This window comes from Flavobacterium sp. (genome assembly GCF_040402835.1).
In the GTDB taxonomy this organism is placed as follows: Bacteria; Bacteroidota; Bacteroidia; order Flavobacteriales; family Flavobacteriaceae; genus Flavobacterium.
On record NZ_JBBALW010000006.1, the window covers coordinates 1 to 24465 of the forward strand.

Below are 24465 nucleotides of genomic sequence, written 5' to 3' on the forward strand. Positions count from 1 at the left end.
AATTAGATAAAAAACAAAAACAGTCGTTTTTATTTTTTATCGGACATTAATGTTTTAAAATATAGTTATCGTAATTAATTATTAATACATTGTTTATGACCAAAGTAGTTTTAATAACTGGTGCTTCATCAGGAATTGGTAAATCCATTGGAGAATTTTTACACAACAAAGGATTCATAGTTTATGGAACGAGCAGAAATCCAGATAAAATTACAAATTCTGTTTTTCCATTACTTTCTCTAGAGGTGCGAAATTCAGAATCCATATTTAATTCAGTTCAAAAAATAATAGAACTTTCAGGAAGATTAGACGTTGTAATCAACAATGCTGGAGTAGGAATCACGGGGCCAATGGAAGAGATTCCTTCTCAAGAAATAAAAAACAATTTTGATACAAATTTTTTTGGACCTATAGAAGTTATGAAAGCGGTTTTGCCTCAAATGCGTTCGCAAAGATCAGGTTTAATAATCAATATTACGTCTATTGCGGGTTATATGGGTTTGCCTTACCGTGGGATTTATTCTGCCTCAAAAGGAGCATTAGAGCTCATTACGGAGTCATTAAACATGGAAGTCAAGCCTTTCGGAATCAACATCGTTAATGTAGCACCTGGAGATTTTGCAACAAACATTGCCTATGGAAGATTTCATGCGCCTGTAATAAAGGATTCAGCATATGAAGGTTCTTATGGCGCTACTTTAAAAATGATGAAGGAACAAGTTGATAGCGGGAATAATCCAGTTGAAGTGGCACAAGCAATTTTTGAAATCATTCAAACTCAAAATCCTAAAATTCATTATAAAGTGGGAAGTTTTATTCAAAAATTCTCCATAGTTCTAAAGAGAATTTTGCCAGATAAAGTCTATGAAAAATTACTTATGAACCATTATAAATTGTAATTTAGCATCAAATTTAAAAACTATAATTATTTAAAACGAAATCTATGAAATTTTTTATTGATACAGCAAATTTAAACGAGATAAAAGCTGCACAAACTCTTGGAGTTCTTGATGGCGTTACTACGAATCCATCCTTGATGGCAAAAGAAGGTATTACCGGGAAAAATAATATTTTAAAGCATTATATCGACATTTGTAAAAGTGTTCACGGCGATGTAAGTGCCGAAGTAAATGCAATTGATTTCGACGGAATGATTCGTGAAGGTGAAGAATTGGTAGATTTACATCCGCAAATTGTAGTTAAATTACCAATGACTAAGGAGGGAATTATGGCGTGTAAATATTTTTCTGATAAAGGAGTTCGTACCAATGTAACGTTGGTGTTTTCAGCAGGTCAAGCATTATTAGCAGCAAAAGCAGGCGCAACGTATGTATCTCCATTCATCGGAAGATTAGATGATGTTTCTACCGATGGTTTGGCTTTGATAGAAGAAATTCGTTTGATTTATGATAATTATGGTTATGAAACTCAAATTCTCGCTGCTTCGGTGCGCCACACCATGCACATTGTAAATTGCGCGAAAATTGGTGCCGATGTCATGACAGGGCCGCTTTCTGCAATTTTAGGTTTATTGAAACACCCGTTAACAGATATTGGTTTGGCTCAGTTTATTGCTGATTTCGAAAAAGGAAACAAATAGTTTTAAAAAGATTAAATGTACAAAAAGCGATTTTCATTGAAAATCGCTTTTTTTATAATTAAATTTCATTGTCGTCCGATAAAAAGAAGTGTAGTCCCTACGGGACAAAAATAAACTTCATAACTATCTATTCACCAACATATAATCTCTACGAGATACTCTCAGATAGGAGTTAAATGTTGGTAGAATAATAAGAAGTGTTACCCATAAAAATGTTCCATAGGGACTATACTCGTTGGGGTTGCCTTATTTTATGCGGTTTTTGTCGGACAATAATGTTATAGTTTAATAAAGCTACTTTAAATCACTTTCAAATTTTACGTCGAATAAGTTAGTAAAAGCATTTTTTATTTTTCCATTGGCATCTAAAACTAAAGTTCTGTGAATTTTAGTAATTGCCCATTTATTTTTAATATCTTCAAAATCATTGCAACGGTATTCTAGAATTCCTTCAAATTTATAATTTGATAACAAATCTAACCAATCGTCTTGTTCTTTATCAAGATTGATTGCGATGAATTGATAATCAGGATATTTTGATTTAAATGCCAATACTTTTTTGTGAGCTGCTGCTAAATGTGTTAAAGCTTCTTTTGTATAAAAAAATAAAACGGTTTTTTTCTTACCAAATGAATTAGAAGAAACGGTCATTCCGTCTTTATCTATAAGAAAAACCTCGGGTAATGAATTTCCAGCAATTAATAATTGAATGGCATTTCCGATTTTTAAAATCTCATTTTTCTTACTAGTATCGGTTGAGAATTTTCTATATGATTCAAGAAATTTCTGGTTATTTACCATATTTTGATCTTCTAACAAATAGGAAAAGGCAATGTTGTTAAGGATGCTATTTTTAACTTTTTCATTCTTAATCAAAGTATCTGCAATGTTTAATTTATTAATGTTTGTAGTTAAAGCCAAATCAACATCCGAAAAATGATTGTGATATTTTATAGCACCAACATTATTCAATAAATGGGATAAATAAAGTACATAAGGGGAATATGTTGATAATCTCACATCGTTAAAATCTATATTTTTTCGATAATCATAATAATGATTTGGTAATTTTTCGAATACATCTTCCGCTGTTCTCAATTTATGAATCACGGGATATAATTCTTTTTTGGAGTAGTAATTAAAATCCAACGATGCTTTTGCAAATGCATCAAATTCTTTGCTCCATTTAATATCATTTTTATGAATATTATAGGATTTTTTATTTGTTTTGTAAGTAGAATCTATATTGGATATAAATTTTGATACCTCACTATCATAAACATCAAACATTTTTTCTTTATCCGATTCGTTTTTTAAATACGATTCCATCAAATAATTGTTTTTGGCATCACCTCTTCCACAAAAAATGATAGATTCATCAAAATCTTTGGAATTTATATGAACCATAATACTGTCATTTTTATCAAAATAGACATATTGATATTCTGGATCGTGCTTGAATGAGTACATTCCAGGTGATAAAGAATCGAATTGAACAAAAAATGAATTGTCTTTTTGAAGTGGAATAGTGTCTATTACAACGCCATCTTTAGAAAAATAGACGAAACGATTTGTAGGATTTGTAACTTCTCCACCAAAATACGCACGATAATCACCCGATTTAAATTCTTTATTACAAGAACTCAAAAAAAGTAGAAATAGAGGTGAAAATATTAATAAAAAGGACGATTTGGGGGTTTTCATGTACATGTAGCTACATACAAAAATATCGAGTACAATCTAAAATCAATGTTAATAGATAGTTAAATTAAAGTACGCTTCTTTTTCAAGCTATGAATTGGCTAAAATTCAGGTATTTTTTCTACTTTTGCAAAAATTTTATTTAAATAGAAAATCAATGTTATCAGTTAATAATTTATCAGTTCAGTTTGGCAAAAGAATTTTGTTTGACGAAGTAAATACAGTCTTTACACACGGAAATATTTACGGAGTTATTGGTGCAAACGGGGCTGGAAAATCAACTTTTTTAAAGATTATTACAGGTGAAATGGATCCTACAGCAGGACACATTCACTTGGAACCTGGAAAACGGATGTCGGTTTTAAATCAAAACCACAACATGTTTGACGAAAGCACGGTTTTGGAAACGGTGATGATGGGAAACAAAGTTTTGTATGCCGTTAAAAAGGAAATGGACGCTTTGTATGCTGATTATGATGATAAAAATGCCGATAGAATAGGGGAGTTGCAAGTGCAATTTGAAGAAATGAATGGTTGGAATGCCGATTCTGATGCCGCTTCAATGTTGTCAAATCTTGGAATTACCGAAGACAGTCATTATACTTTAATGGGCGATTTAGAAGGAAAAATGAAGGTTCGTGTCCTATTGGCGCAAGCTCTTTTTGGAAATCCTGATTTGCTTATTATGGATGAGCCTACCAACGATTTGGATTTTGAAACCATCGCTTGGTTAGAAAATTTCTTGGCAAATTATGAAAATACGGTAATTGTAGTTTCTCACGACAGGCACTTCTTAGATGCTGTTTGTACTCATATTTCTGATATTGATTTTAGTAAAATAAACCACTATTCAGGAAATTATACGTTCTGGTACGAATCAAGTCAGTTGGCTGCAAAACAACGCGCACAACAAAACAAAAAAGCGGAAGAAAAGAAACAAGAATTAGAAGAATTTATCCGTCGTTTTAGTGCGAATGTTGCCAAATCAAAACAAGCGACTTCTCGTAAGAAAATGATTTCTAAATTGAATATTTCCGAAATTAAACCTTCAAGCCGTCGTTATCCTGCAATTATTTTCGATCAAGAAAGAGAAGCGGGTGACCAAATTCTAAACGTTCAAAATTTAAGTGCTTCTGTAGATGGCGATGTTTTATTTACTGGAGTAGATTTGAATATGGCGAAAGGCGATAAAATCATTTTATTTTCGAAAGATTCTCGAGCTACAACCGCATTTTATGATATTTTGAATGGATTGCAAAAACCAGATTCTGGAAATTTTGATTGGGGTGTAACTACAAATCAAGCGTATTTGCCAGTTGACAATCACTCTTTCTTTGAAAATGATTATTCTTTGGTTGACTGGTTGCGCCAATGGGTAAAAACCGAAGAAGAACGTGATGAGGTTAATATTCGTGGATTTCTTGGTAAAATGATTTTCTCTGGCGAAGAAGCTTTGAAAACCAGTAGAGTTTTATCTGGTGGAGAAAAAGTGCGTTGTATGTTGTCACGAATGATGATGCAACGTGCCAATGTTTTGATGATTGACGAACCTACAAATCACTTGGATTTAGAGTCGATTACGGCTTTTAATAATTCTCTTAAAAACTTCAAAGGTTCTGTGATTTTCACAACGCACGATCACGAATTTTCACAAACTGTCGGTAATCGTGTGATTGAATTGACACCAAAAGGAGCAATTGACAGGTACATGACTTTTGACGAATATTTAGACAATGAGGGCGTTCAAGAATTAAGAACTAAAATGTATTCTTAATTTTTATTTTATAAAGATTAAACGAAAACTCTTGAGAAATCAGGAGTTTTTTGGTTTTAATCCACATTAAAATTATTTTTTATAACTGTAAAAATCAATAACTAAGTTTCCAAAAAAATTATATCTTTGCATAACCAAACAAAACACTTCAATATGAGTCAAAAAGTATTGCTTACTTCAAAGGAAGTCAATATCATTCTTCATCGTTTGGCTTGTCAATTGATTGAAAAACATTTAGATTTTTCAAATACAATTCTCATTGGAATTCAACCTCGTGGAACTTTCTTGGCTGAACGACTAAAATCTTTATTAGAAAAAGAATATAAAATTTCAAATATTGCTTTGGGCTATCTTGATATTACCTTTTTTAGAGATGATTTCCGTAGAAATGATAAATTATTGGAAGCGAATAAAACACAGATTGATTTTTTGGTTGAAAATAAAAAGGTAATTTTCATAGATGATGTTTTGTACACCGGAAGAAGCATTCGTGCGGCTTTAACTGCTATTCAATCTTTTGGAAGACCCGCTTCAATCGAGCTTTTGACTTTAATTGACAGGAGATTTAGCCGTGATTTACCAATTCAACCCGATTTTAGAGGTCGTCAAGTTGATGCTATAAATAACGAAAAAGTAAAAGTATGCTGGAAGGAACAAGATGGCGAAGACGCTGTTTATTTGGTTCCAACTAGTATTAAACAAACAACACTATAAAAAATGAGCGAACTGAGTGTAAATCATTTATTAGGAATAAAAAATATCACCAAAAATGATATTGACCTTATTTTTGAAACTGCCGATCATTTTAAAGAAGTCATTAATCGTCCCATTAAAAAAGTACCTTCATTAAGAGACATTACGATTGCCAATATTTTTTTTGAAAATAGTACGCGTACAAAACTCTCTTTTGAATTGGCACAAAAAAGACTTTCTGCAGATGTAATTAGTTTTTCTGCAGCGCAATCTTCGGTGAAAAAAGGAGAAACATTAATTGATACCGTAAATAACATACTTTCAATGAAAGTGGATATGGTTGTAATGCGACACGCCAATCCTGGAGCGGCTCACTTTTTATCACAAAATGTAAAAGCAAGTATTATCAATGCTGGTGATGGCGCCCACGAACATCCAACACAAGCTCTATTAGATAGTTATTCAATTCGGGAGAAATTAGGCGAAGTAGCTGGTAAAAAAGTAGTTATCGTTGGTGATGTTTTGCATTCCCGAGTGGCACTTTCTAATATCTATGCCTTGCAAATGCAAGGTGCTGAAGTGAAAGTTTGCGGTCCTAAAACGCTAATTCCAAGACACATTGAATCACTTGGAGTTTCAGTTGAATCTAATTTGCGTAAAGCATTGGAATGGTGTGATGTAGCGAATATGTTACGCGTTCAAAACGAACGAATGGATGTAAACTTTTTTCCTTCAACAAGGGAATATGCACAACAATATGGTGTTGATAAAGCACTTTTGGATTCGCTAAATAAAGAAATTATAATTCTGCACCCCGGACCAATTAATCGTGGAGTAGAAATAACTTCGGATGTTGCCGATTCTCAGCAATCTTTAATTTTGAACCAAGTAGAAAATGGAGTTGCTATTCGAATGGCGGTTATCTATTTATTGGCTTCAAAAATCCAATAATATTTAAATTAATTCCAGATGAAAGTAGATGCAAAAGGGCAAACAACCGTTATCAAAGACACTCAAGGCGATTGTGTTGCGTTTTTAGAAAAGGTAACCAATCAGCACGAAAGTTATAAACATCAGAATTTGATTTTGGATGTTACTCACGATAAAACGACTACAATTTCATCTATAAAAGCATTTTCTGAATTGTCTAAATTACATAAAAAAGGAAAAAAATCATTTGTGATTGTAGCTGAAAATATCGATTTTAACGCCGTTCCAAAATCGTTACTAGTTGTTCCTTCCGTTTTGGAAGCCCACGATATTATCGAAATGGAAGAAATTGAACGAGATTTGGGGTTTTAGGCCCCCTAACCCCCAAAGGGGGAATAGAAAAGGAGTTTTAGTAATTAAATCGAGATAACCAGCTTCAACGAATTACCAAATAACCAAATTAACGAATAAACATAAATTGAATCTAACCATACTTGGTTGCTACGCTGCAACGCCACGAACGTTTACAAATCCAACTTCACAAGTTTTAGAAATCAGAAATCGTCTGTTTCTAATTGATTGTGGCGAGGGAACGCAAGTGCAATTGCGGAAAAATAAGATTCGATTTTCAAAAATTAATCATATTTTTATTTCGCATTTGCACGGGGATCATTTTTATGGTTTGGTAGGTTTGGTTTCTACATTCATGTTGCTCAATCGGACTAATGATTTGCATATTTTCGGTCCCAAAGGAATTGAAGAAGTGATTAAATTACAACTGAAATTATCAAATTCTTGGACGAAATATGGTTTGTTTTTTCACGAATTGAACTCAAAGGAAAGCGAAGTTGTTTTTGAAGACGATAAAGTTATTGTAAAAACAATTCCACTAAAACATAGGGTTTACACCAATGGATTTTTATTTCAAGAGAAAGTTGGCGATAGAAAATTGAATTTAGATGCCGTTCAAAATTATGAAATTGATAAATGCTATTATCAAAAAATTAAAAATGGAAAAGATATCACTTTGGACGACGGTCGTGTAATTGAGAACGGAAAACTGACTTTCGACCCAATTCCTGCAAAGAGTTATGCTTTTTGTTCGGATACAGTTTACAACGAAGCGATTATTCCAATTATTGAAAATGTAGATGTGTTGTATCACGAAGCCACTTTCTTGGATTCAGAAGAAAGCTTGGCTGAAAAAACAATGCATTGCACGGCAAAACAAGCAGCTAAAATTGCTTTGAAAGCCAACGTAAAGCAATTGGTTTTAGGACATTATTCTACTCGATATGAAAGTATAGCATTGTTTAAAGACGAGGCAACAACTATTTTTCCTGATGTTCTTTTGGCGGATGACGGAAAAAGTTTTGAATTTTAAAATAAATTAATTATTTTAGATTTTAGAATCTCTTTTCTAAAATCTAAAATCTAAAATCTAAAATCTAAAATCTATTCAATGGAAGATTTAAGTAATTATAGAAAATCGTATGATAAAAGTGAACTTTTGGAAACTACAATTCCAGAAGATCCAATCAATTTATTCAACAGATGGTTTCACGAAGTAGAAGATTTTGGCGGAGTAGATGAGGTGAATGCGATGACAGTTGCTACAATAGGATTGGATGGATTCCCAAAATCAAGAGTGGTACTTCTGAAAAAATATACTTTTGAAGGTTTTATTTTTTATACGAATTACAATTCAGAAAAAGGTAAAGCGATTTCGAATAATCCTAACATTTGCCTTTCCTTTTTTTGGCAAACGATGGAACGCCAAGTAATTATAAAAGGAATTGCAGAAAAAACAGCAACTACTATTTCTGATGGCTATTTTGAATCGAGACCAGATGGAAGTAAATTAGGCGCCATAGTTTCCAATCAAAGTGAAGTTATTTCTTCAAGAACTGTTTTGGAAGACAAATTAAAACAATTAGAAAAAGATTTTCAAGCAAAAGAAATTCCACGACCTGATTTCTGGGGTGGATTTCTGGTAAAACCTGTTGAAGTTGAATTCTGGCAAGGACGCCCTAATCGATTGCACGATAGAATTAGATATCAATTGCAAGATGATTTTTCTTGGAAAATTGATAGGTTGTCGCCATGATAACAATTCTTTAATTAATAGCAAACGCTATATTTCGATTTTCTTTGTTCTGAAAATAAAAGTTTGCAGGAATAATGAAACCAAAATGGTTAGTACCGCTCCAATGAAATTCAGCCATAGGAAACTCACAATATCCAAGTAAAAGATATAGAATATGGCTAATTGCGAGCCTATTGCGCCCCAGAAAATCGCTTTGGCTCGGATGTATTTGATGTAAAAACCAACTAAGAAAATCCCTAAAACGGTACCGTAAAAAACCGATCCGACAATGTTTACCAACTGAATTAAGTTTTCAAATAGGGTTCCAATACATGCGAAAAGTATGGCGATAATTCCCCAAAAAATAGTAAAAAGTTTGGTTGCATTGACATAATGTTTTTCGGATTTTGGTGATTTTAAATTCCTTTTGTAAATATCAATTGCCGTAGTAGATGCCAATGCAGTCAGCCCTGAAGCTGTTGATGACATTGCTGCCGACAAAATTACAGCCAACAATAATCCAATTAATCCTTTGGGTAAATAGGTTAGAATAAAGTTTATAAACACATAATCTTTGTCGTTTGTTTCTGCTTTATCATCGGCTTTAGAAATCAATTCTTTGGCTTGGTCTCTCAAATCATTTTCCTTATTGGAAAGGGCGATTAATTTCCGTCTTAATATGGGATTGTCATAATTTTGATTCAAGTGATCGATATACAAAAGATTAAATTCTTTTTTCTCCTCGGATAAATCTACAAGTTGCTTTTCGAGTTCGTGGTATTCTGTTTTGTAAATGGATTTTTCAATGGCAATTTTGTTATTTGGATTGAAATTTAATGGAACAGGATTGAATTGGAAAAACACAAAAACCATTACTCCTATCAATAAAATAAAGAACTGCATTGGGACTTTCAAAAATCCGTTCATAATTAATCCCATTTGGCTTTCCCGAACAGATTTTCCAGATAAATAACGTCCTACCTGCGATTGATCGGTGCCAAAATAGGAAAGTGCTAAGAAAATACCACCCGTAATTCCACTCCAAAAAGTATAGCGCATTTCGGGGTCAAATGAAAAATCTACAATGTTCATTTTGTCATTTGCACCAGCAATATGAAGTGCATTTCCAAAAGTCATATCGTTTGGTAATAGGTGTAAAATCAAGAAAAACGTGACAAACATTCCAAACATAATTACAAACATTTGGTATTTCTGAGTGACATTTACAGCTTTTGTGCCACCAGAAAACGTATAAATAATAACGAGCGTTCCAATGATGATGTTCAAATGCGTTAAATTCCAACCCAATATCGACGATAATATAATTGAAGGCGCATAAATGGTAATTCCCGTTCCCAAACCTCTTTGAACCAAAAATAAAATAGCAGCTAAGGAACGCGTTTTCAAATCGAATCTTTGTTCTAAATATTCATACGCCGTGAAAACTTTTAGTTTGTGATAAATAGGTATAAAAGTGATGCAAATAACAACCATTGCGATGGGTAATCCAAAATAAAATTGTACAAATCCCATTCCGTCGTGGTACGCTTGCCCGGGCGTAGAAAGGAAAGTTATTGCACTAGCTTGTGTCGCCATAACAGAAAGTCCAATCGTCCACCATGGGGTTTCGTTGTTTCCTAAAATGTAATCTTCAACATTTTTTGTACTTCCTTTGGTCTTCCAAACGCCATAAATCACGATAAAAAGCAGGGTAATCACTAGAACAATCCAATCAATTTTTTGCATAACTTAGGAAAATATTTGCATAATTATAAAGTAAAATACAATGTAAATTGCATTGGCAACTAAGACCCAAGTGTAATTTTTCTTCCAAATTTTATTTTCGTTCATATCGATTTATTTAATAGAAATTATATTTGCCATTAATCTAAACGCTCCAGAAACGCCTTCTGGCAATTCTCTAAAGAAACTCAAACCCGTATATATATAATGTCCTTTTCCATATTTTGCGATTAGTAACGCTCCTTTTTTTGCAGTTTCGTCTTTGTCGTTTGAAGATAAAATAGGGGTGAAAGCAGCGTCCCATTCGCTCGGGTAATTGAGTCCTTGTTCTTGTTTCCAACCTTCAAAATCTTTGGAAGTAATTTTATTTGGGTAATTCAAAACAGGATGTTGTGGTTCTAAAAACCGTATTTCTGCATTTTCTTCAGTAACGCGATCTTTGGAAATTTTCAGTGAAAAAGGCGCAATATTTTTAGTCACCAATTCATCTGTCGTGTTATATTGCACCAACATTGTTTTCCCTTCTTTTACAAAATCGAATAAAATATCTTGTTTGAATGCCAATGCTTTATCAGTATTGTATGCCCTAATTCCAGTGATAACCACGTCGAAATTCAGTAGTTTTTCTTTTGATATTTCTTCGGGTTTTAATATAGAAACTTCATATCCCATTTGCATTAAACTCTTTGGAACTTCATCGCCCGCACCCATAACATACGCAATTTTTTCGCTTCCCGTTTTTATGTCTAATTTGATGAATTTCGCTTCAGAAGTTCTCAAAATTTGTTGTTTTGAAATGTGTTCGTAATTGATGTTGATTAGCTCTTTGTCAAACGTTTTGGTATTTACAATTGCTACACATTTTACTGTAATTTCATCTGCATTTTTGGGTGGAAATACCTCAAAATATACAATTTGCTCTTCTCCTTTTTTGCTCAAGGCAAATGTAATTTCAGTTGGATTAACTTTCCAATTCTTTGAAATATCTAACTTTAACACTCCGTTTTCTGTGTCTTTCCCAGCTTTTATTTTTACGCCAATAGTTTTTGATTTATTAGTATTAAAAATAGCTACTTTGTCAATAATTGAAGTCGTAATTTCGGGTGCAATATCCAACGGATTATAAATTTCTCCCTTTGTGGGGTCATTATATTTATAGATAACATTTCGTTCAAAAGGGATTGAAATTCCATTTATAGCAATCATAAAAACTACTTTGACTTCCCGAATTACATCTGGAATACCCACGTTCATTTGATTGTCAACGCGGTACATTCCAACCGTACCTTTTTCGTTTAACCAATACGGATTGGTATATTCTAATGTCGCAGGCAATTGCACTTCTAAAATTAGGTTTTGAGAAATATTATTTTTTAAATAGATATTTTCAAGTGTATTTTTTTGTTCTGGTAACAAAGTAATACTTTCTAATTTCATAACTATCGAACTTCTATTTATGGCTTCAATTTTAACTTTTATTGTGCTATTTGGAGTTGCCGTTTGATTTTCAGCAACTGCTTCAAGATACAATCCAGAACAGGCTGTAATTATTTTCTTAATTTCTTCAGATTTTATGGTTTTCCAATGTTCGTCTTCTAATAATTGAAGCATGGAATAGGCTTTCGCCAAATCGGGAATGCTTGCCGATGGGTTTTTGAAATCAAAATTTTGTTGCACTTTTTCTAATAATTGACCAATAGCGGCGCCACCTTTCACACGATTCCAAGTAGTGTCAATTCCGTCGAATAAATTAGTTTTATCTTTTAAAGGACTTCCTTTGAGAAATTCTAAATATTCAGTTTCTTCGCCACGGCTTCCTGAACTTCCAAATCCTTGCGATTGATGACAACTTCTGCTCAACGCTGCAATTTCCTGATTTGATTTTCCTAATAAAGGATAAAAAACGCCAATTTGCAAGGCGCTTAAATTGGTCTTGTCGGCTGCGTCAAATTTTTCTTTGCTTCCATAAAACCACCACGAAGTATTGAAAAACTGTCGTTTTGGTTGCCAAGGTTGAACAAATTTTAGTTGGTTAGGAAATATTTTTGCATCATTTGCTAAATCAAAACTTTCAACGCTCAATATAGCAGAAGCAGTGTGATGTCCGTGGGTAGTTCCTGGAGAGCGATGATCAAATCGGTTGATAATTACATCGGGTTGGAATTTACGAATTACCCAAATTACATCACTTTGCACTTGATTTTTATCCCAGATTTGTAAAGTTTCGTCAGGATTTTTAGAATATCCAAAATCATTAGCACGAGTAAAAAACTGTTCTCCGCCATCAATTTTTCTGGCTTCCAGAAGTTCTTGCGTTCGTATAACGCCCAATTGATCTCGCAATTCGGAGCCAATTAAATTTTGACCGCCATCACCACGAGTCAATGATAAATAGCCTGTTCGAGCCATTTTTTCATTTGATAAATAGGAAATTAAGCGGGTATTTTCATCGTCAGGATGTGCCGCTATATACAATACAGAACCTAAAAAATTAAGTTTTTGAATTTGATTGTAAATAGCAACAGCATTAGGTTTTGAAGGTTGTTGAGCATTTGCTATTTGACAGAACAAGAATGAAATAAATAAAATTCGACAGAAAAATTTTTGCATTTTTTAAATTTTAGAGCGCAATAACCCCAAATATAATAATTTTAATGCTTTTTGAAAATATTTTACAGATTTTAAATTGTTATTATTTCAATTTTTTATACTTTTTTAGAAAAATTATTTCAAAATCTTTCGGGTTCAAATATTAAACAGTCAATCAAAATTTTCTGTAATTTATGTTCGCCCATAGCACCAAATCTAGAATATTGTCTCAATTTTGTAAAATTAATCGTTTGTAATAAATTTACGTCCATAACTTTTAAATCATCCCAAATTAAAGTTATTTTATGTTCATCTAAATAGTAACTTTTAAGTACATTAAAAAGTGATTTATTAATATTTTTTTGAATATCAATTTTTAGGGATTCTGTTAAATTATTAAAATTTAATTTTCGCTCTGTTTGAACTATATAATCAGAAATTATTTTTAATGCTGTTTCATATTGTAAAGAAGTAATCATTTTTATTTTCTAGTTTTTTTTAATTATTATCCAAAATAATGTTTATCAATTATACTGACTAACATTAAAACCGATCGCAAAAGTATTAATTAAACTGTAAAGTAAATAAAATTATCAAAACAAAGTAATATTCGGGAACATGCGGTAATAATCGGTAAGATTTTGTGATTAATGTTTAAAATAAGAGTTAAAGTAAGCTATAATTTATTAAACAATCAAAAAACTATCGTGTTAAATACAAATATCCTGTAAGCGCTTCGCTATAATCAGGGTCATTTAAATCAATTATATAAAAATAAGTTCCCGCAGGAATTTCTTTATTGTCAAGTAAAATCCCATTGGTTGCAAAACCATCCCACTCTTGAGAAGCGCTATTTCCGGTCCAAATTAAAGCTCCCCAACGGTTGTAAATGGAGACTTTGTATTTTAAGAAAATGTCTTTCAATCCATCAATATGAAAAGTGTCATTTTCACCGTCATTGTTAGCAGAAACAAAATTATGAACTAATGGCGGACAGTTTTTTGTCTTCAATATAAATGAAGTAATGTTGAAACAATGTGCATTTTCTATACGGATGTAGATAGTTTTCGGAGTTGTTAAAGCTACAAAATTGGCGGTATTAAAAATTGGATTTGTGCTGTTTTGAGCATTTATTAAAGAGTCATAAAAACGAATTGTATCGGTAGAATTAACTTTTACTAAGGATTCATAATCTGAAAAGTTGAAAGTTCCTTTGCTTGAACCTTCATTACAGGATTCTACATTTGGCAATAAATTGAACAAGGGTGAAACGCTTAGAACTACGGGAACATTATATTTATTATTGATCTCACTAATTTCTGCAATTATTCCAATTCCAGAACCTATATCATCAACAACAAATTTCAAATCGAAACTATCGGCTATTGTATTTGGAATAAGAAGTGTTACTTGCCCAGTTTCATTTCCATCAATTAGGATACTATTTTGTGTAAAAATAGTGCGAATAAAAATATCATTAGCATAAATTGAAATTGGAGTATTTGCGGGTAAAACTGCAGTAGAATTTAAATTTGAAACTTTATAATCGGCAATAATCGTTCTTGAATCGCAAGTAGTAATTACATTATTTATTCTAACAGTTGCATCAGGCAATTGACTGTTTAACTTGGTTACAATGGCATTTATCATCACAAAATCCTGTCCTGAAGTGAGTTGAATTTGTGCAGAAGTATCACCGATATTTATGTTGTTTTGAATTGGATATACATCCAAATCCATATTGTACAAAACAGAAGAATTTGTCAAACTATTTGTCCCGTTAAATGCATTATCAACAGGGTTTAAAGGAGGGTTTCCAATAGCATTTCCATTAATTCGTAAAGTTTCATTGACGGCTATTGCTGCATCTCCTTCCCAAGCCAGAAAACCAATTTTTGCATCTACATTATCAATGACATTCAAACTATTAAGGGTAATATTAATTTCGTCAGGAACGGCTTGCATTCCATCATAAACATTCAATTGATTTAGGGGTAAATTCGGATTTTTATAAACTATAATTAATGCCCAACCAGCAAAATTGGTGCTATTTTGTGCATAATATTCAATTAAATTGGAAACATCAAAATTCGAAATAGTATAACTACCATTTCCAGTTGCTTGAACTTGAGTAGTAACATCTTTGAAAGCACTGAAATAATCAAAAACTAAATTTGAAAAAGCTCTTTGATGGCTAAAAGTTCTGTCAGGAGTGATGGTTTGTCCATTTAATTTAACGTCAAAATCTCCCGTTCCGCAACCCGCCCAATATAAATAGGCTTTTTCAATTACATCGTTTGGATTTAGGGTCAAATCTGCAGAAGAAGTTGTATAAATGGAAGGTGTAATTTGATATGAATTTTCAATCGGATTTAACGTGTTGCCAATAAAAACAAAGTCGTATCTGCCATTAAATTGCTGAAACAATGAAATATCTTGCCCAAAAATCGTGAACGAAAAAAGTAATAGAGTTCCAAAAAGTATATTTTGAATGTGTGGTTTCATTTATAATTTCATAATTAATTTAAAATTAGTCAATTAATTTTATAAATCTAATTTTATAAAAAAATAATGTTCTCTTAATAAATAAATGATTAATTTTCCAATGTTTAAAACACAATTTTGAAAAAGCACATTGTAAAAAGATACGAAACAAAAAATCATAGCGATTGGAATGCTTTTATTAGCATTTCCAAAAATGCTACATTCCTATTTAATAGGGACTTTATGGAGTACCACAGCGATCGATTTGAAGATTTTTCATTGATGATTTATGACGAAGATAAATTAGTTTCCGTTTTGCCAGCGAATAAAATAGGGGGTACAATTTATTCGCATCAAGGGTTGACTTATGGAGGTTTGGTGTTTCAAAATAATAATAAATTAGGGAATTCAATTGCTATTTTTCGAGATATTCTAATTTATTTAAATGAAAATCAGATTGATAAATTGAACTTAAAGTTGATTCCGTCCATATATTGCAATCGTTTTTCGGAAGAAATTGAATATTCATTATTTCTTTTAAAAGCACAATTAATCAGAAGAGATTGTTTGTCAGTTTTAGATTTAACTAAGTCTTTTTCAATTTCTAAAACAAGAAAGGAAAGCATTCGTAAAGGCTTAAAAAATAATTTGGTTATAAAAGAAGAACTTAATTTTGAGTTGTTTTGGAATAAAATATTGATTCCTAATTTGGATAAAAAGCACAGTGCAAAACCAGTCCATTCTATAGAAGAAATCACGAAATTACAAATTACATTTCCAAATAACATTAGACATTTTAATATCTATGAAGGAAACAATATTGTTGCTGGAACCACTATTTTTATTTCTGATAATGTTGTACATCCACAATATATTTCGGGTAATAATCAAAAAAATGAATTGGGAAGTTTAGACTATTTATACGATTATTTGATAAATGTAGTTTTTAAAGATAAAAAGTATTTTGATTTTGGACCTTCACACGAAGAAAATGGGATGAAAATTAATGAAGGAATCCTATTTTGGAAAGAAAGTTTTGGTGCAAAAACAACTGTTCAGGATTACTATGAGATTGAAACCAAGAATTACAATAATTTAGCTGCTATTTTGATATGATTAAATTTCTCGATTTGCAAAAAATAAATGCCCATTACGAAAATGCTTTTCAACAAAAATTGAAAAGTATCTTGGATAAAGGTTGGTATATTTTGGGCAATGAAGTTCAAGAATTTGAGAAAAATTTCGCCGATTATTGCAAAGCCAGTAATTGCATTGGAGTTGGCAATGGATTTGACGCGTTGACTTTAATTTTTAAAGCCCAAATTCAATTAGGAAGATTACAAAAAGGAGATGAAGTTATTGTTCCTGCAAACACCTATATCGCTACAATTTTGTCTGTTTTGCAAGCCAATTTAGTTCCGGTTTTGGTTGAACCAAATTTAGAAACCTACACTATTAATACCGATTTAATTCAGGATAAAATCACATCAAAAACCAAAGCAATTTTAGCGGTTCATCTTTATGGACAATTGGCTGAAATGGATATAATTAATGAAATTGCCAATCAAAATAATTTGATTGTAGTTGAAGATGCTGCACAATCTCACGGAGCTTTCTTAAGTAAAAATAGAAAATCAAATAACACTCAAGCCTATAGTTTTTATCCAGGTAAAAATTTAGGAGCTTTGGGAGATGGAGGAGCGATAATTACAAACGATGATGAATTGGCTAAAGTGCTATTTTCTATGCGAAATTATGGCTCCGATGTTAAATATTTCAATGATTGTATTGGGATAAATTCTCGTTTGGATGAATTGCAAGCGGCATTTTTGAATGTAAAATTACCCAATTTAGATTCCGATAATGAACATCGCAGAACTATCGCAAAACGCTATTTATCGGAAATTAAAAACGATAAAATATGGTTGCCATTTTGGGATTTATCGGAGAATCATGTTTTTCATTTATTTGTAATTCGGACAGAGAAAAGGGAGGAATTACAAGATTATTTAAAAGAAAATGGGATTGAAACAATAATTCATTATCCAATTCCGCCGCACAAACAAAAAGCATTTGAAAATTGGAAACATTTATCTCTTCCAATTACCGAAAAAATTCATAATGAGGTTTTAAGTTTGCCAATAAGTCCAATAATGACAGCCTATGAAGTTGATTTTGTCATACAAAAATTGAATTTATGGAAATCTTAATAAAATCATTTAATCGTCCGTATTATTTGGACAGATGCATTCAAAGTATAGTTTTAAACAGTCGAAGTTTAGAATACAAAATTGTTATTTTAGACGATGGAACACCTCAAAAGTATTTAGATAAAATACTTCAAAAACATCCAAAAATCAAAATTTTAAAATCAGATTTGTATGATGAAAAGTCAAATGCTATTGCTAATGACATACAAAATATTAATTCAAAAATACCTATAGATTTATGGGTAAGCGCAGCCCAAAATGCGTCAAATTATTTTCTTTTAATTGAAGATGATTTCTGGTTTACAAAACCATTTAATTTGAAGAAATTTAGATTGAATTTAGAAACAGATAAGATTAAAATGTTAAAATTATGTTGGTTAGGAAATCCAAGGTTAATCTCTGAATATACTAATTCTAGTAATAATTTATATTCTATATATAGTCCAAATTTGTATACTGAAAATCCCTATTTGTTCAATTTAATTTTCAGAATTGACCGTTTTAAAATTCGAAAAATTGTAACTTTTTTTAAATTTTATAGTGAAGAGCGATTTTTAAATTATTATACCATTTACGCAACTTCAGGTGCTATTTTTAAAAGGAAATATTTTCTTAATTTATGGAAAAATCACATGAATTCTGTTGATGAGCGGCTTCAATTACTAAATGCGGTTAAATTCATTAATAAAAAGAAAAAAAGTTCAAATTTTGGATTTTCAAATAGTGAATTAATGAAAACTGGATTTTTATCTTCTGCGAGCAATCAAAATAAAGGATTTAAAAATGTTATTATTGATATGTTTGCTTTCAATAAAATCATAAATGAAGCTTGGTTTAATAATGATTTTGATTCTATGGAAAATTATCCAAATGATATAAATTCTCATAAGATTGAACAATTACTCATTAGAAGCAATAATCCATTATCGCAAGTTTCCGAATGGAAAAAATGGGTCCAAGCTTTTAAAAATCAATATATCGCTATCGGCTGCAAAATTGATTAAAATGGAAATAAAAGACAACGAAAACTCCCACAAAACAATCGTCAAAGCCACTGGTATTTTTGGATTTGCTCAAGCAATGAAAATGTTTATTGGAGTTATTGGTTCGAAATGTGTTGCTATTTTTTTGGGTCCTATTGGAATAGGAACTGTCGGATTATTGAACAATACCATTGCAATTATAAGCTCTTTAACGAGTTTTGGACTTTCTATTACAAGTGTTCGAGAAGTGAGTTTGGCTCATGCTGAAAATGACGAAATCAAATTTTCAGAACGTTTTATTGTTCTTCAGCGGTGGTCTTTTTTAATTGGTTTATTTGGGGCTTTAGTGACTATTGTATTCTCAAAACTATTGAGTAATTTGACTTTTGGAACTACTGATTATTATTTTTGGTTTGTAATTTTAGCTGTAAATTTTGTTTTTTCAAGTTTAACAGCTAGTAGAATTGCCCTTTTACAAGGTTTGCGAATGATAAAATCGATTGCTATTTCTAATGTTTTGTCTTCAGTCATAATCACTCTTTTTACAATTCCAATTTATTATTTTTTTAGATTTGATGGAATAGTTGCTGTTATTTTACTATCAAGTGTAATGAGTTTTTTAGTAAATACTTACTTCTCACGAAATATAAAAATCAACAAAAGTAAGATTTCAATTTCTGAAACATTTCAAAGAGGAATTCCATTATTAAAAATGGGTTTTCTTTTATCTATAAATGTTATTTTCGGTCAAATTTGCAGCTATTTAATTAAAATATATTTAAGTGGAAGTGGTTCTACAACAGAAATTTTAGGACTTTTTGAAGTGAGTTCTGTGCTGTTAATTTCTTATGTAGGAATGATTTTTAATGCTATGGGAACCGATTTTTATCCAAGAATTACTGCCATTCAAAGTGATAATTTTAAGATAAAAGAATTGGTAAACGACCAAATAGAAATTGGCTTATTGTTAATTACGCCAGCGATAACTTTTTTGTATTTTTGCGCACCATTACTAATTCAAGCACTTTACACAAAAGAATTTTTAGGTGTTTTATTGATTTTGAAAGCGGCTTTATTTGCAGTAATTATTAAAGCAATAATTTGGCCTTTAGCCTATATAATTTTAGCAAAAGGAGATACTAAATTGTATTTCAAACAAGAAATTTTGAGCGATTTATTCCTGCTTGTTTCAACGGTAGTTTTATATCATTTTTTTGGATTGGTAGGAATCGGAATTGCTAGTCTATTTCAATTCATAATTTATGCGTTTTACATCATAAATATTTTAAATAAAAAGTACAATTTTACCATTAGAAAAGACACTTTTAAAATAATTTGGGTTTGTTTTTTTATTGGATTAGCGTCCTGCATAATAACTTTTACAATTGATTATCCCTATGCTTATTACCCGCTTGGAAGTATTTTTATTTTTTCGATGTTTTATTCTTACAAAGAATTAGACAAAAGAATTGACTTGTTTTCCTATTATTTGAAAGTTAAAAATAAATTCAAGCGCAATGAATAAAGTCAATTTTCCACCCTTAACTGGTATTCGTGCGCTTGCTGCTTTTATGGTTTATATCCATCATTATAATCCGTTTTCAGTTGAAATTTTCGGGCAATATTGTCACGATTTTTTCAGTGAATTTCACATAGGTGTTACCATTTTTTTTGTGTTAAGCGGTTTTCTAATTTGCAATCGCTATTATGAGGAACAAAATTTCAATTTCAAAAGCTATTTCATCAAGCGTTTTGCCAGGATTTTTCCAATGTATTTCTTACTTACAACATTTACGTTTCTATTTTTCGCAATTTTTCATTCTCAAACTAATTTAATCGATTTGAAAAATTATTTCTATAATATTTCTCTCTTAAAAGGTTTTTCAGATGATTTGAAATTCACTGGAATCGCTCAAAGTTGGTCATTAACAGTGGAAGAAGTTTTCTATTTATTGGTACCAATTTTCTTTCTGTTGATTAAAAAAAACAAACTCTTTCTATTAATTACGCCACTATTTTTTGTTGGATTTGGACTTTTATTTGTCTCAATTTTCAAAGGATTAGATTGCTTCGGTTTTATGAAATCAATTAGTTTTATGTTAGATTTCACATTCTTTGGAAGGGTAACGGAATTTTTTGTTGGAATTGCACTTGCATTACTTATTAGAAATAATAGATTTGATTTAAAATTTCAAGGGTTTACTTACCTTGGTTTTTTCGGAATTATTTTAAGTATTTGTGCTTTAGTTTCTTTGAAAGCTGGAACTGGTTTTGGCGTGGATACTACATTTGGAAAAGTCATTAACACGTTTTTTCTTCCTGTTTTTGGAATTGCACCTCTTTTTTTGGGGTTAATTAAAGAAAAGACGATTTTACAACAATTTTTTAGCACCAAAATTATACTGCTTTTGGGTAAAAGTTCGTATATTTTTTATTTAATTCATCTTGGAATTTTCGTAACAATTTTGAATAAAATTTCTAGTAATCAAGGATTTGTTTTTATAGCTTTAAATGTTATTTCTGTAGTTTTATTTCAATATTTAGAAACCCCATTAAATAAGATAATTCGGAGAAATATTAATTAAATTCTAATACTTTTTAATTTTTTTTCTCAAAGATATTTCAATTCTAAGTCCAATATTTTTTACAAATAAGTTGAAACTTCTATTTTTAAAAGAATGGATTATTTCATAATTAACTCTTTTTTGAAGTGCTAAATCTTCAATTTTTGAACGATTTAATTTCAATGCTTTTCTTAGAATTTTATAGGTAGAAATATTGATTTTATGATTTTTCTTAAAAAAATGAGTTCCTAAAGAGTTGTAAACAATCCTTTTCTTTATCAAAATCGCATCAATAAAATCAAATTCAAAAACCCGAGAAGCTCTAATCCAAGAATCTAAATCTTCATATTCAAGTGTTTCATCATAACCACCAAGAAAGTCAAAAACATCCTTCTTAATCAACGTTGAAACCGAGCAAATACTATCGCCACTTGATAAAACAGCTGCGTAAATGTCACCAGTTTTTCTTTTGGTAATTACGTTTCCATTTGCATCTACAGGAAAATAAAAAGAATTAAAACTGCCATTTTCATTAATTATTTCAGCATTTCCATAAACAATTCCTAGATTTTTGTATGCACTGTTTTGGAATGCTTCCATTTGCATTAGAATTCCATTTGGCATTAATAAATCATCGGCTGCCAAATCAATTATATAGTCTCCTTTTGCCATTTTCAAGGCATTATTAAACGATTTTGTATTTCCTAAATTGACTTCATTTGGAATAAAAGTAACATTTGGATGAGAAAGTAACCAATCTTCAATTAATGATTTTGTAGCATCCGAACTGCAATCATCCACAATAATAAGTTCAATTGGCGAATAGTTTTGATTCACCACTGAATTCAATGTTTCCAACACAAATTTCTCGTGATTATAAGACAAACAAATTATCGTTACAAGCTGATTTTCTTGCATATTTTTTTAAAAGAGTTATATTTGATACGAAAATAAGAAAACGTTGATGATAATGCCTAACAAAAAATTTAAAATTGCTCTAATTGGGTACCGATTAGGAATTGGTGGCGCAGAACGAGTGATGGCAAATTTGTCTATTTTTTTTGAAAAGCAAGGAATTGAAGTCCATAATATTATTGTTTTGGATGTTGTTTCCTATACTTTTTCTGGGAAGTTGGTTAATTTAGGATTATTAAAAAATAAGCGTAATGGAATATTCAATAAACTTCATCGCATGCTGTTTTTGAAGAAGTATCTTAATGAAAATAAATTTGATTTTATCATTGATTTTAGATTCCGAATCAACCCAATTCAAGAGCTATTGATTGCAAAATGGCTTTATAAATCTAAAACGATTTTCACTGTTCACAGTTATTTGATTGATCATTATATGCCAAATTGGTCTTTTTTAACACGTTTTATGTACCAAGATTGCTTTAAAATGGTTACTATTACCAATAAAGCGAAAGAATTAATTGAATTTAAACATCATTTAAATAATGTTCAAACAATATATAATCCAATAAATAATAATGAAATTAAGTCTAAATTTAATGAATCTATTGATATAAGTTTTGAATATATTATAGGAATTGGACAAATGGAAACCAATGTTAAACAGTTCGACAAATTGATTGAAGCCTATTCTAATTCAATTTTACCAACTAATAATATTCATCTTATTTTACTTGGCGATGGCGAACGAATTTCAATATTTAAAGCATTGGCAAAACAAAAAAATATTGAAGAAAAAGTACATTTTTTAGGATTTCTAGAAAACCCATATACGTATTTAAAAAATGCTAGATTTTTTGTTTTAAGCAGTTTAAATGAAGGAATGCCAAATGTAATTTTAGAAGCATTTGCCTGCGGAACTCCAGTTGTTTCCTTTGATTGTTTGTCTGGTCCTAGCGAAATGATTTTAGACAAACAAAATGGACTTTTAGTTGAAAATCAAAACGTTCAAAAACTATCAGAAGCAATGAATTTATTTGTTGAAGATAATAAATTATATACGTTTTGTAAAGAAAATACGTTTAAAAGTATACGTCATTTTACTTTAGAAAATATCGGAAAACAATGGTTGGATTTAATAGGGTTTCTCTAGATAGACATCTAATTTAGCCAGTATTTTTGAATCATAATCAAATTTGAATTTCCTAGCAAATAAAATAGAATCTGGCTGATTGATAATTTTATTATAATGGTCAATAGACAAATTTGGAGCTCCAATTGAATCTTCTTGTTCCCAATCTACAAAAGTTAGTGAATTAGACATTAATTCAGGTGTTTTTTTATTTAAATGAGAAACAATAGTTTGAAAAAAAAATTCATCAGGAATAAAAGTATATTTATGATATGTTAAAAAGTCAGGATTTCTTTCTAGGAAGTAAATTACTTTTTTCACAGTTTCAATAGAAAGTCCCCACCACGCACTTCCTCCTTTAGGATACATATATATTGGATGCTTTCTTTTTTTTAATACATTAAATAAAAGTCTGAATTTATTGACCATAATTAATTTTATTATGGATTTAATTGTTCTTAAACTATAAAAATCTAATTGATAAATTGTTGGAATAATTACAAAATGCCCCCTTTTATTTGATAAGTTAAATTTATAATTATTAATTCGATCCATTCCATTATTTGACCAATTATCTGTTGGGATATTGAATGTTTCTATAAAATTTTTCCCATAGTTTTCTGATAAATAGGTCTTAATATAATTATTGTTTTTTACGGGATAATCTTGCCCGCTAAGTAAAATGCAGTATCCTCTTCTGCCTTCCTTAACTATCTGATTTAAAGCATTTATTGTACCTTTCACTAATCCAATACCGCACCAAATTCCCTCTTCTCTTTTGTCTTCACTAATAAAATGAATGTTTTTTATCGTTTTTGTAGCTTCAAGAAAGGGACTACTATCAACTAATTTGTCTATATGAATGTAAAAATTAACCTGATTGTCCGATAATTTATTTATTAATCGAATCAGTTGTAAAGGGTTTTCGTGCACTAATATGATATAATTTATCATTTTTTTTATTACAATTTATATTGTAAATATCGTTTTTTTTCATTTAATTTGATTAATAATTGAAAAGTTTTTTATGCTTATTTTGAATTTATCTAATTTTAAATAATATG

The 24465-nt window shown here is 30.6% G+C and carries 21 protein-coding genes; 14 read left to right on the plus strand and 7 right to left on the minus strand.

The window, feature by feature from the left end; genetic code table 11:
- Positions 1 to 95 precede the first annotated feature (95 nt).
- Both AC9UEH_RS03165 and fsa read left to right on the plus strand, forming a co-directional pair.
- Entirely contained in the window at positions 96 to 899 is an 804-nt protein-coding gene (locus AC9UEH_RS03165) for an SDR family oxidoreductase (protein WP_509528288.1), read from the plus strand.
- Between the two features lie 44 nt (positions 900 to 943).
- Positions 944 to 1600 carry a fructose-6-phosphate aldolase gene (fsa, locus tag AC9UEH_RS03170; protein WP_509528290.1) on the plus strand — a complete coding sequence of 219 codons (657 nt, stop codon included), beginning with the start codon at positions 944 to 946 and terminating at the stop codon, positions 1598 to 1600.
- A 294-nt stretch (positions 1601 to 1894) separates the two neighbouring features.
- Here fsa and AC9UEH_RS03175 read toward each other — a convergent pair whose 3' ends face one another.
- Positions 1895 to 3247: a TlpA family protein disulfide reductase gene (locus AC9UEH_RS03175; RefSeq protein WP_509528292.1), complete on the minus strand. Its 1353-nt coding sequence runs from the start codon at positions 3245 to 3247 to the stop codon at positions 1895 to 1897.
- 211 nt (positions 3248 to 3458) lie between these two features.
- Between AC9UEH_RS03175 and AC9UEH_RS03180 the strand changes: the two genes are divergently transcribed.
- From AC9UEH_RS03180 to pdxH, 6 genes are all read left to right on the plus strand, one after another.
- The gene (locus tag AC9UEH_RS03180) at positions 3459 to 5075 is read left to right on the plus strand and encodes an ABC-F family ATP-binding cassette domain-containing protein (RefSeq protein ID WP_509528294.1); all 1617 of its coding nucleotides are present in this window, start codon (positions 3459 to 3461) and stop codon (positions 5073 to 5075) included.
- Between the two features lie 153 nt (positions 5076 to 5228).
- Positions 5229 to 5789 (plus strand): bifunctional pyr operon transcriptional regulator/uracil phosphoribosyltransferase PyrR, encoded by a 561-nt coding sequence (gene pyrR / locus AC9UEH_RS03185; RefSeq protein ID WP_509528296.1) that lies wholly within the window; start codon positions 5229 to 5231, stop codon positions 5787 to 5789.
- A gap of 3 nt (positions 5790 to 5792) precedes the next feature.
- Positions 5793 to 6719, plus strand: coding sequence for an aspartate carbamoyltransferase catalytic subunit (locus AC9UEH_RS03190; protein WP_509528298.1), 927 nt, complete (start codon positions 5793 to 5795; stop codon positions 6717 to 6719).
- Positions 6720 to 6737: 18 nt separating this feature from the next.
- Complete coding sequence (locus AC9UEH_RS03195) at positions 6738 to 7070, plus strand: ribonuclease Z (RefSeq protein WP_509528299.1); 333 nt, start codon at positions 6738 to 6740, stop codon at positions 7068 to 7070.
- 106 nt (positions 7071 to 7176) lie between these two features.
- Positions 7177 to 8082, plus strand: coding sequence for a ribonuclease Z (locus AC9UEH_RS03200; protein WP_509528300.1), 906 nt, complete (start codon positions 7177 to 7179; stop codon positions 8080 to 8082).
- 78 nt (positions 8083 to 8160) lie between these two features.
- On the plus strand, positions 8161 to 8805 hold the full coding sequence (gene pdxH, locus AC9UEH_RS03205; RefSeq protein WP_509528301.1) for a pyridoxamine 5'-phosphate oxidase: 645 nt from the start codon (positions 8161 to 8163) through the stop codon (positions 8803 to 8805).
- A gap of 27 nt (positions 8806 to 8832) precedes the next feature.
- On the opposite strand, the gene AC9UEH_RS03210 is transcribed toward pdxH, so the two are convergent.
- The 4 genes from AC9UEH_RS03210 to AC9UEH_RS03225 all read right to left on the minus strand — a co-directional run bounded on the left by AC9UEH_RS03210 (position 8833) and on the right by AC9UEH_RS03225 (position 15621).
- Entirely contained in the window at positions 8833 to 10530 is a 1698-nt protein-coding gene (locus tag AC9UEH_RS03210) for a sodium:solute symporter family protein (RefSeq protein WP_509528303.1), read from the minus strand.
- Positions 10531 to 10641: 111 nt separating this feature from the next.
- Positions 10642 to 13137, minus strand: a complete 2496-nt coding sequence (locus AC9UEH_RS03215) for a PIG-L family deacetylase (RefSeq protein WP_509528305.1) — start codon at positions 13135 to 13137, stop codon at positions 10642 to 10644.
- A gap of 119 nt (positions 13138 to 13256) precedes the next feature.
- The gene (locus tag AC9UEH_RS03220) at positions 13257 to 13595 is read right to left on the minus strand and encodes a hypothetical protein (RefSeq protein ID WP_509528306.1); all 339 of its coding nucleotides are present in this window, start codon (positions 13593 to 13595) and stop codon (positions 13257 to 13259) included.
- Between the two features lie 223 nt (positions 13596 to 13818).
- Entirely contained in the window at positions 13819 to 15621 is a 1803-nt protein-coding gene (locus tag AC9UEH_RS03225; RefSeq protein WP_509528307.1) for a T9SS type B sorting domain-containing protein, read from the minus strand.
- A 117-nt stretch (positions 15622 to 15738) separates the two neighbouring features.
- Here AC9UEH_RS03225 and AC9UEH_RS03230 point away from each other — a divergent pair, with 117 nt between their 5' ends.
- Genes AC9UEH_RS03230 through AC9UEH_RS03250 form a run of 5 tightly spaced genes read left to right on the plus strand, consistent with a single transcriptional unit; the run spans position 15739 to position 21378 of the window.
- Complete coding sequence (locus AC9UEH_RS03230; RefSeq protein WP_509528309.1) at positions 15739 to 16716, plus strand: GNAT family N-acetyltransferase; 978 nt, start codon at positions 15739 to 15741, stop codon at positions 16714 to 16716.
- Complete coding sequence (locus AC9UEH_RS03235; RefSeq protein ID WP_509528311.1) at positions 16713 to 17810, plus strand: DegT/DnrJ/EryC1/StrS family aminotransferase; 1098 nt, start codon at positions 16713 to 16715, stop codon at positions 17808 to 17810. The genes AC9UEH_RS03230 and AC9UEH_RS03235 overlap by 4 nt, the downstream gene beginning before the upstream one ends.
- On the plus strand, positions 17798 to 18814 hold the full coding sequence (locus AC9UEH_RS03240) for a glycosyltransferase (RefSeq protein WP_509528312.1): 1017 nt from the start codon (positions 17798 to 17800) through the stop codon (positions 18812 to 18814). Before AC9UEH_RS03235 ends, AC9UEH_RS03240 begins: the two co-directional genes overlap by 13 nt.
- Position 18815: 1 nt before the next feature.
- Positions 18816 to 20318, plus strand: coding sequence for an oligosaccharide flippase family protein (locus AC9UEH_RS03245; RefSeq protein ID WP_509528314.1), 1503 nt, complete (start codon positions 18816 to 18818; stop codon positions 20316 to 20318).
- The gene (locus tag AC9UEH_RS03250) at positions 20311 to 21378 is read left to right on the plus strand and encodes an acyltransferase family protein (RefSeq protein WP_509528315.1); all 1068 of its coding nucleotides are present in this window, start codon (positions 20311 to 20313) and stop codon (positions 21376 to 21378) included. The genes AC9UEH_RS03245 and AC9UEH_RS03250 overlap by 8 nt, the downstream gene beginning before the upstream one ends.
- 3 nt (positions 21379 to 21381) lie before the next feature.
- Here the strand turns inward: AC9UEH_RS03250 and AC9UEH_RS03255 are convergent, their stop codons facing one another.
- Entirely contained in the window at positions 21382 to 22275 is an 894-nt protein-coding gene (locus AC9UEH_RS03255) for a glycosyltransferase family 2 protein (protein WP_509528317.1), read from the minus strand.
- 52 nt (positions 22276 to 22327) lie between these two features.
- Here AC9UEH_RS03255 and AC9UEH_RS03260 point away from each other — a divergent pair, with 52 nt between their 5' ends.
- The gene (locus AC9UEH_RS03260) at positions 22328 to 23422 is read left to right on the plus strand and encodes a glycosyltransferase (protein ID WP_509528319.1); all 1095 of its coding nucleotides are present in this window, start codon (positions 22328 to 22330) and stop codon (positions 23420 to 23422) included.
- Here the strand turns inward: AC9UEH_RS03260 and AC9UEH_RS03265 are convergent.
- Positions 23405 to 24355, minus strand: coding sequence for a beta-1,6-N-acetylglucosaminyltransferase (locus tag AC9UEH_RS03265; RefSeq protein WP_509528321.1), 951 nt, complete (start codon positions 24353 to 24355; stop codon positions 23405 to 23407). The genes AC9UEH_RS03260 and AC9UEH_RS03265 overlap by 18 nt on opposite strands.
- Between the last annotated feature and the right edge of the window lie 110 nt (positions 24356 to 24465).

Coding starts and splice junctions, on each gene's coding strand:
- AC9UEH_RS03165 (WP_509528288.1), top strand. CDS start 96: ATGACCAAAGTAGTTTTAATAACTGGTGCTTCATCAGGAATTGGTAAA.
- fsa (WP_509528290.1), top strand. CDS start 944: ATGAAATTTTTTATTGATACAGCAAATTTAAACGAGATAAAAGCTGCA.
- AC9UEH_RS03180 (WP_509528294.1), top strand. CDS start 3,459: ATGTTATCAGTTAATAATTTATCAGTTCAGTTTGGCAAAAGAATTTTG.
- pyrR (WP_509528296.1), top strand. CDS start 5,229: ATGAGTCAAAAAGTATTGCTTACTTCAAAGGAAGTCAATATCATTCTT.
- AC9UEH_RS03190 (WP_509528298.1), top strand. CDS start 5,793: ATGAGCGAACTGAGTGTAAATCATTTATTAGGAATAAAAAATATCACC.
- AC9UEH_RS03195 (WP_509528299.1), top strand. CDS start 6,738: ATGAAAGTAGATGCAAAAGGGCAAACAACCGTTATCAAAGACACTCAA.
- pdxH (WP_509528301.1), top strand. CDS start 8,161: ATGGAAGATTTAAGTAATTATAGAAAATCGTATGATAAAAGTGAACTT.
- AC9UEH_RS03210 (WP_509528303.1), bottom strand. CDS start 10,530: ATGCAAAAAATTGATTGGATTGTTCTAGTGATTACCCTGCTTTTTATC.
- AC9UEH_RS03215 (WP_509528305.1), bottom strand. CDS start 13,137: ATGCAAAAATTTTTCTGTCGAATTTTATTTATTTCATTCTTGTTCTGT.
- AC9UEH_RS03220 (WP_509528306.1), bottom strand. CDS start 13,595: ATGATTACTTCTTTACAATATGAAACAGCATTAAAAATAATTTCTGAT.
- AC9UEH_RS03225 (WP_509528307.1), bottom strand. CDS start 15,621: ATGAAACCACACATTCAAAATATACTTTTTGGAACTCTATTACTTTTT.
- AC9UEH_RS03235 (WP_509528311.1), top strand. CDS start 16,713: ATGATTAAATTTCTCGATTTGCAAAAAATAAATGCCCATTACGAAAAT.
- AC9UEH_RS03240 (WP_509528312.1), top strand. CDS start 17,798: ATGGAAATCTTAATAAAATCATTTAATCGTCCGTATTATTTGGACAGA.
- AC9UEH_RS03245 (WP_509528314.1), top strand. CDS start 18,816: ATGGAAATAAAAGACAACGAAAACTCCCACAAAACAATCGTCAAAGCC.
- AC9UEH_RS03250 (WP_509528315.1), top strand. CDS start 20,311: ATGAATAAAGTCAATTTTCCACCCTTAACTGGTATTCGTGCGCTTGCT.
- AC9UEH_RS03255 (WP_509528317.1), bottom strand. CDS start 22,275: ATGCAAGAAAATCAGCTTGTAACGATAATTTGTTTGTCTTATAATCAC.
- AC9UEH_RS03260 (WP_509528319.1), top strand. CDS start 22,328: ATGCCTAACAAAAAATTTAAAATTGCTCTAATTGGGTACCGATTAGGA.
- AC9UEH_RS03265 (WP_509528321.1), bottom strand. CDS start 24,355: ATGATAAATTATATCATATTAGTGCACGAAAACCCTTTACAACTGATT.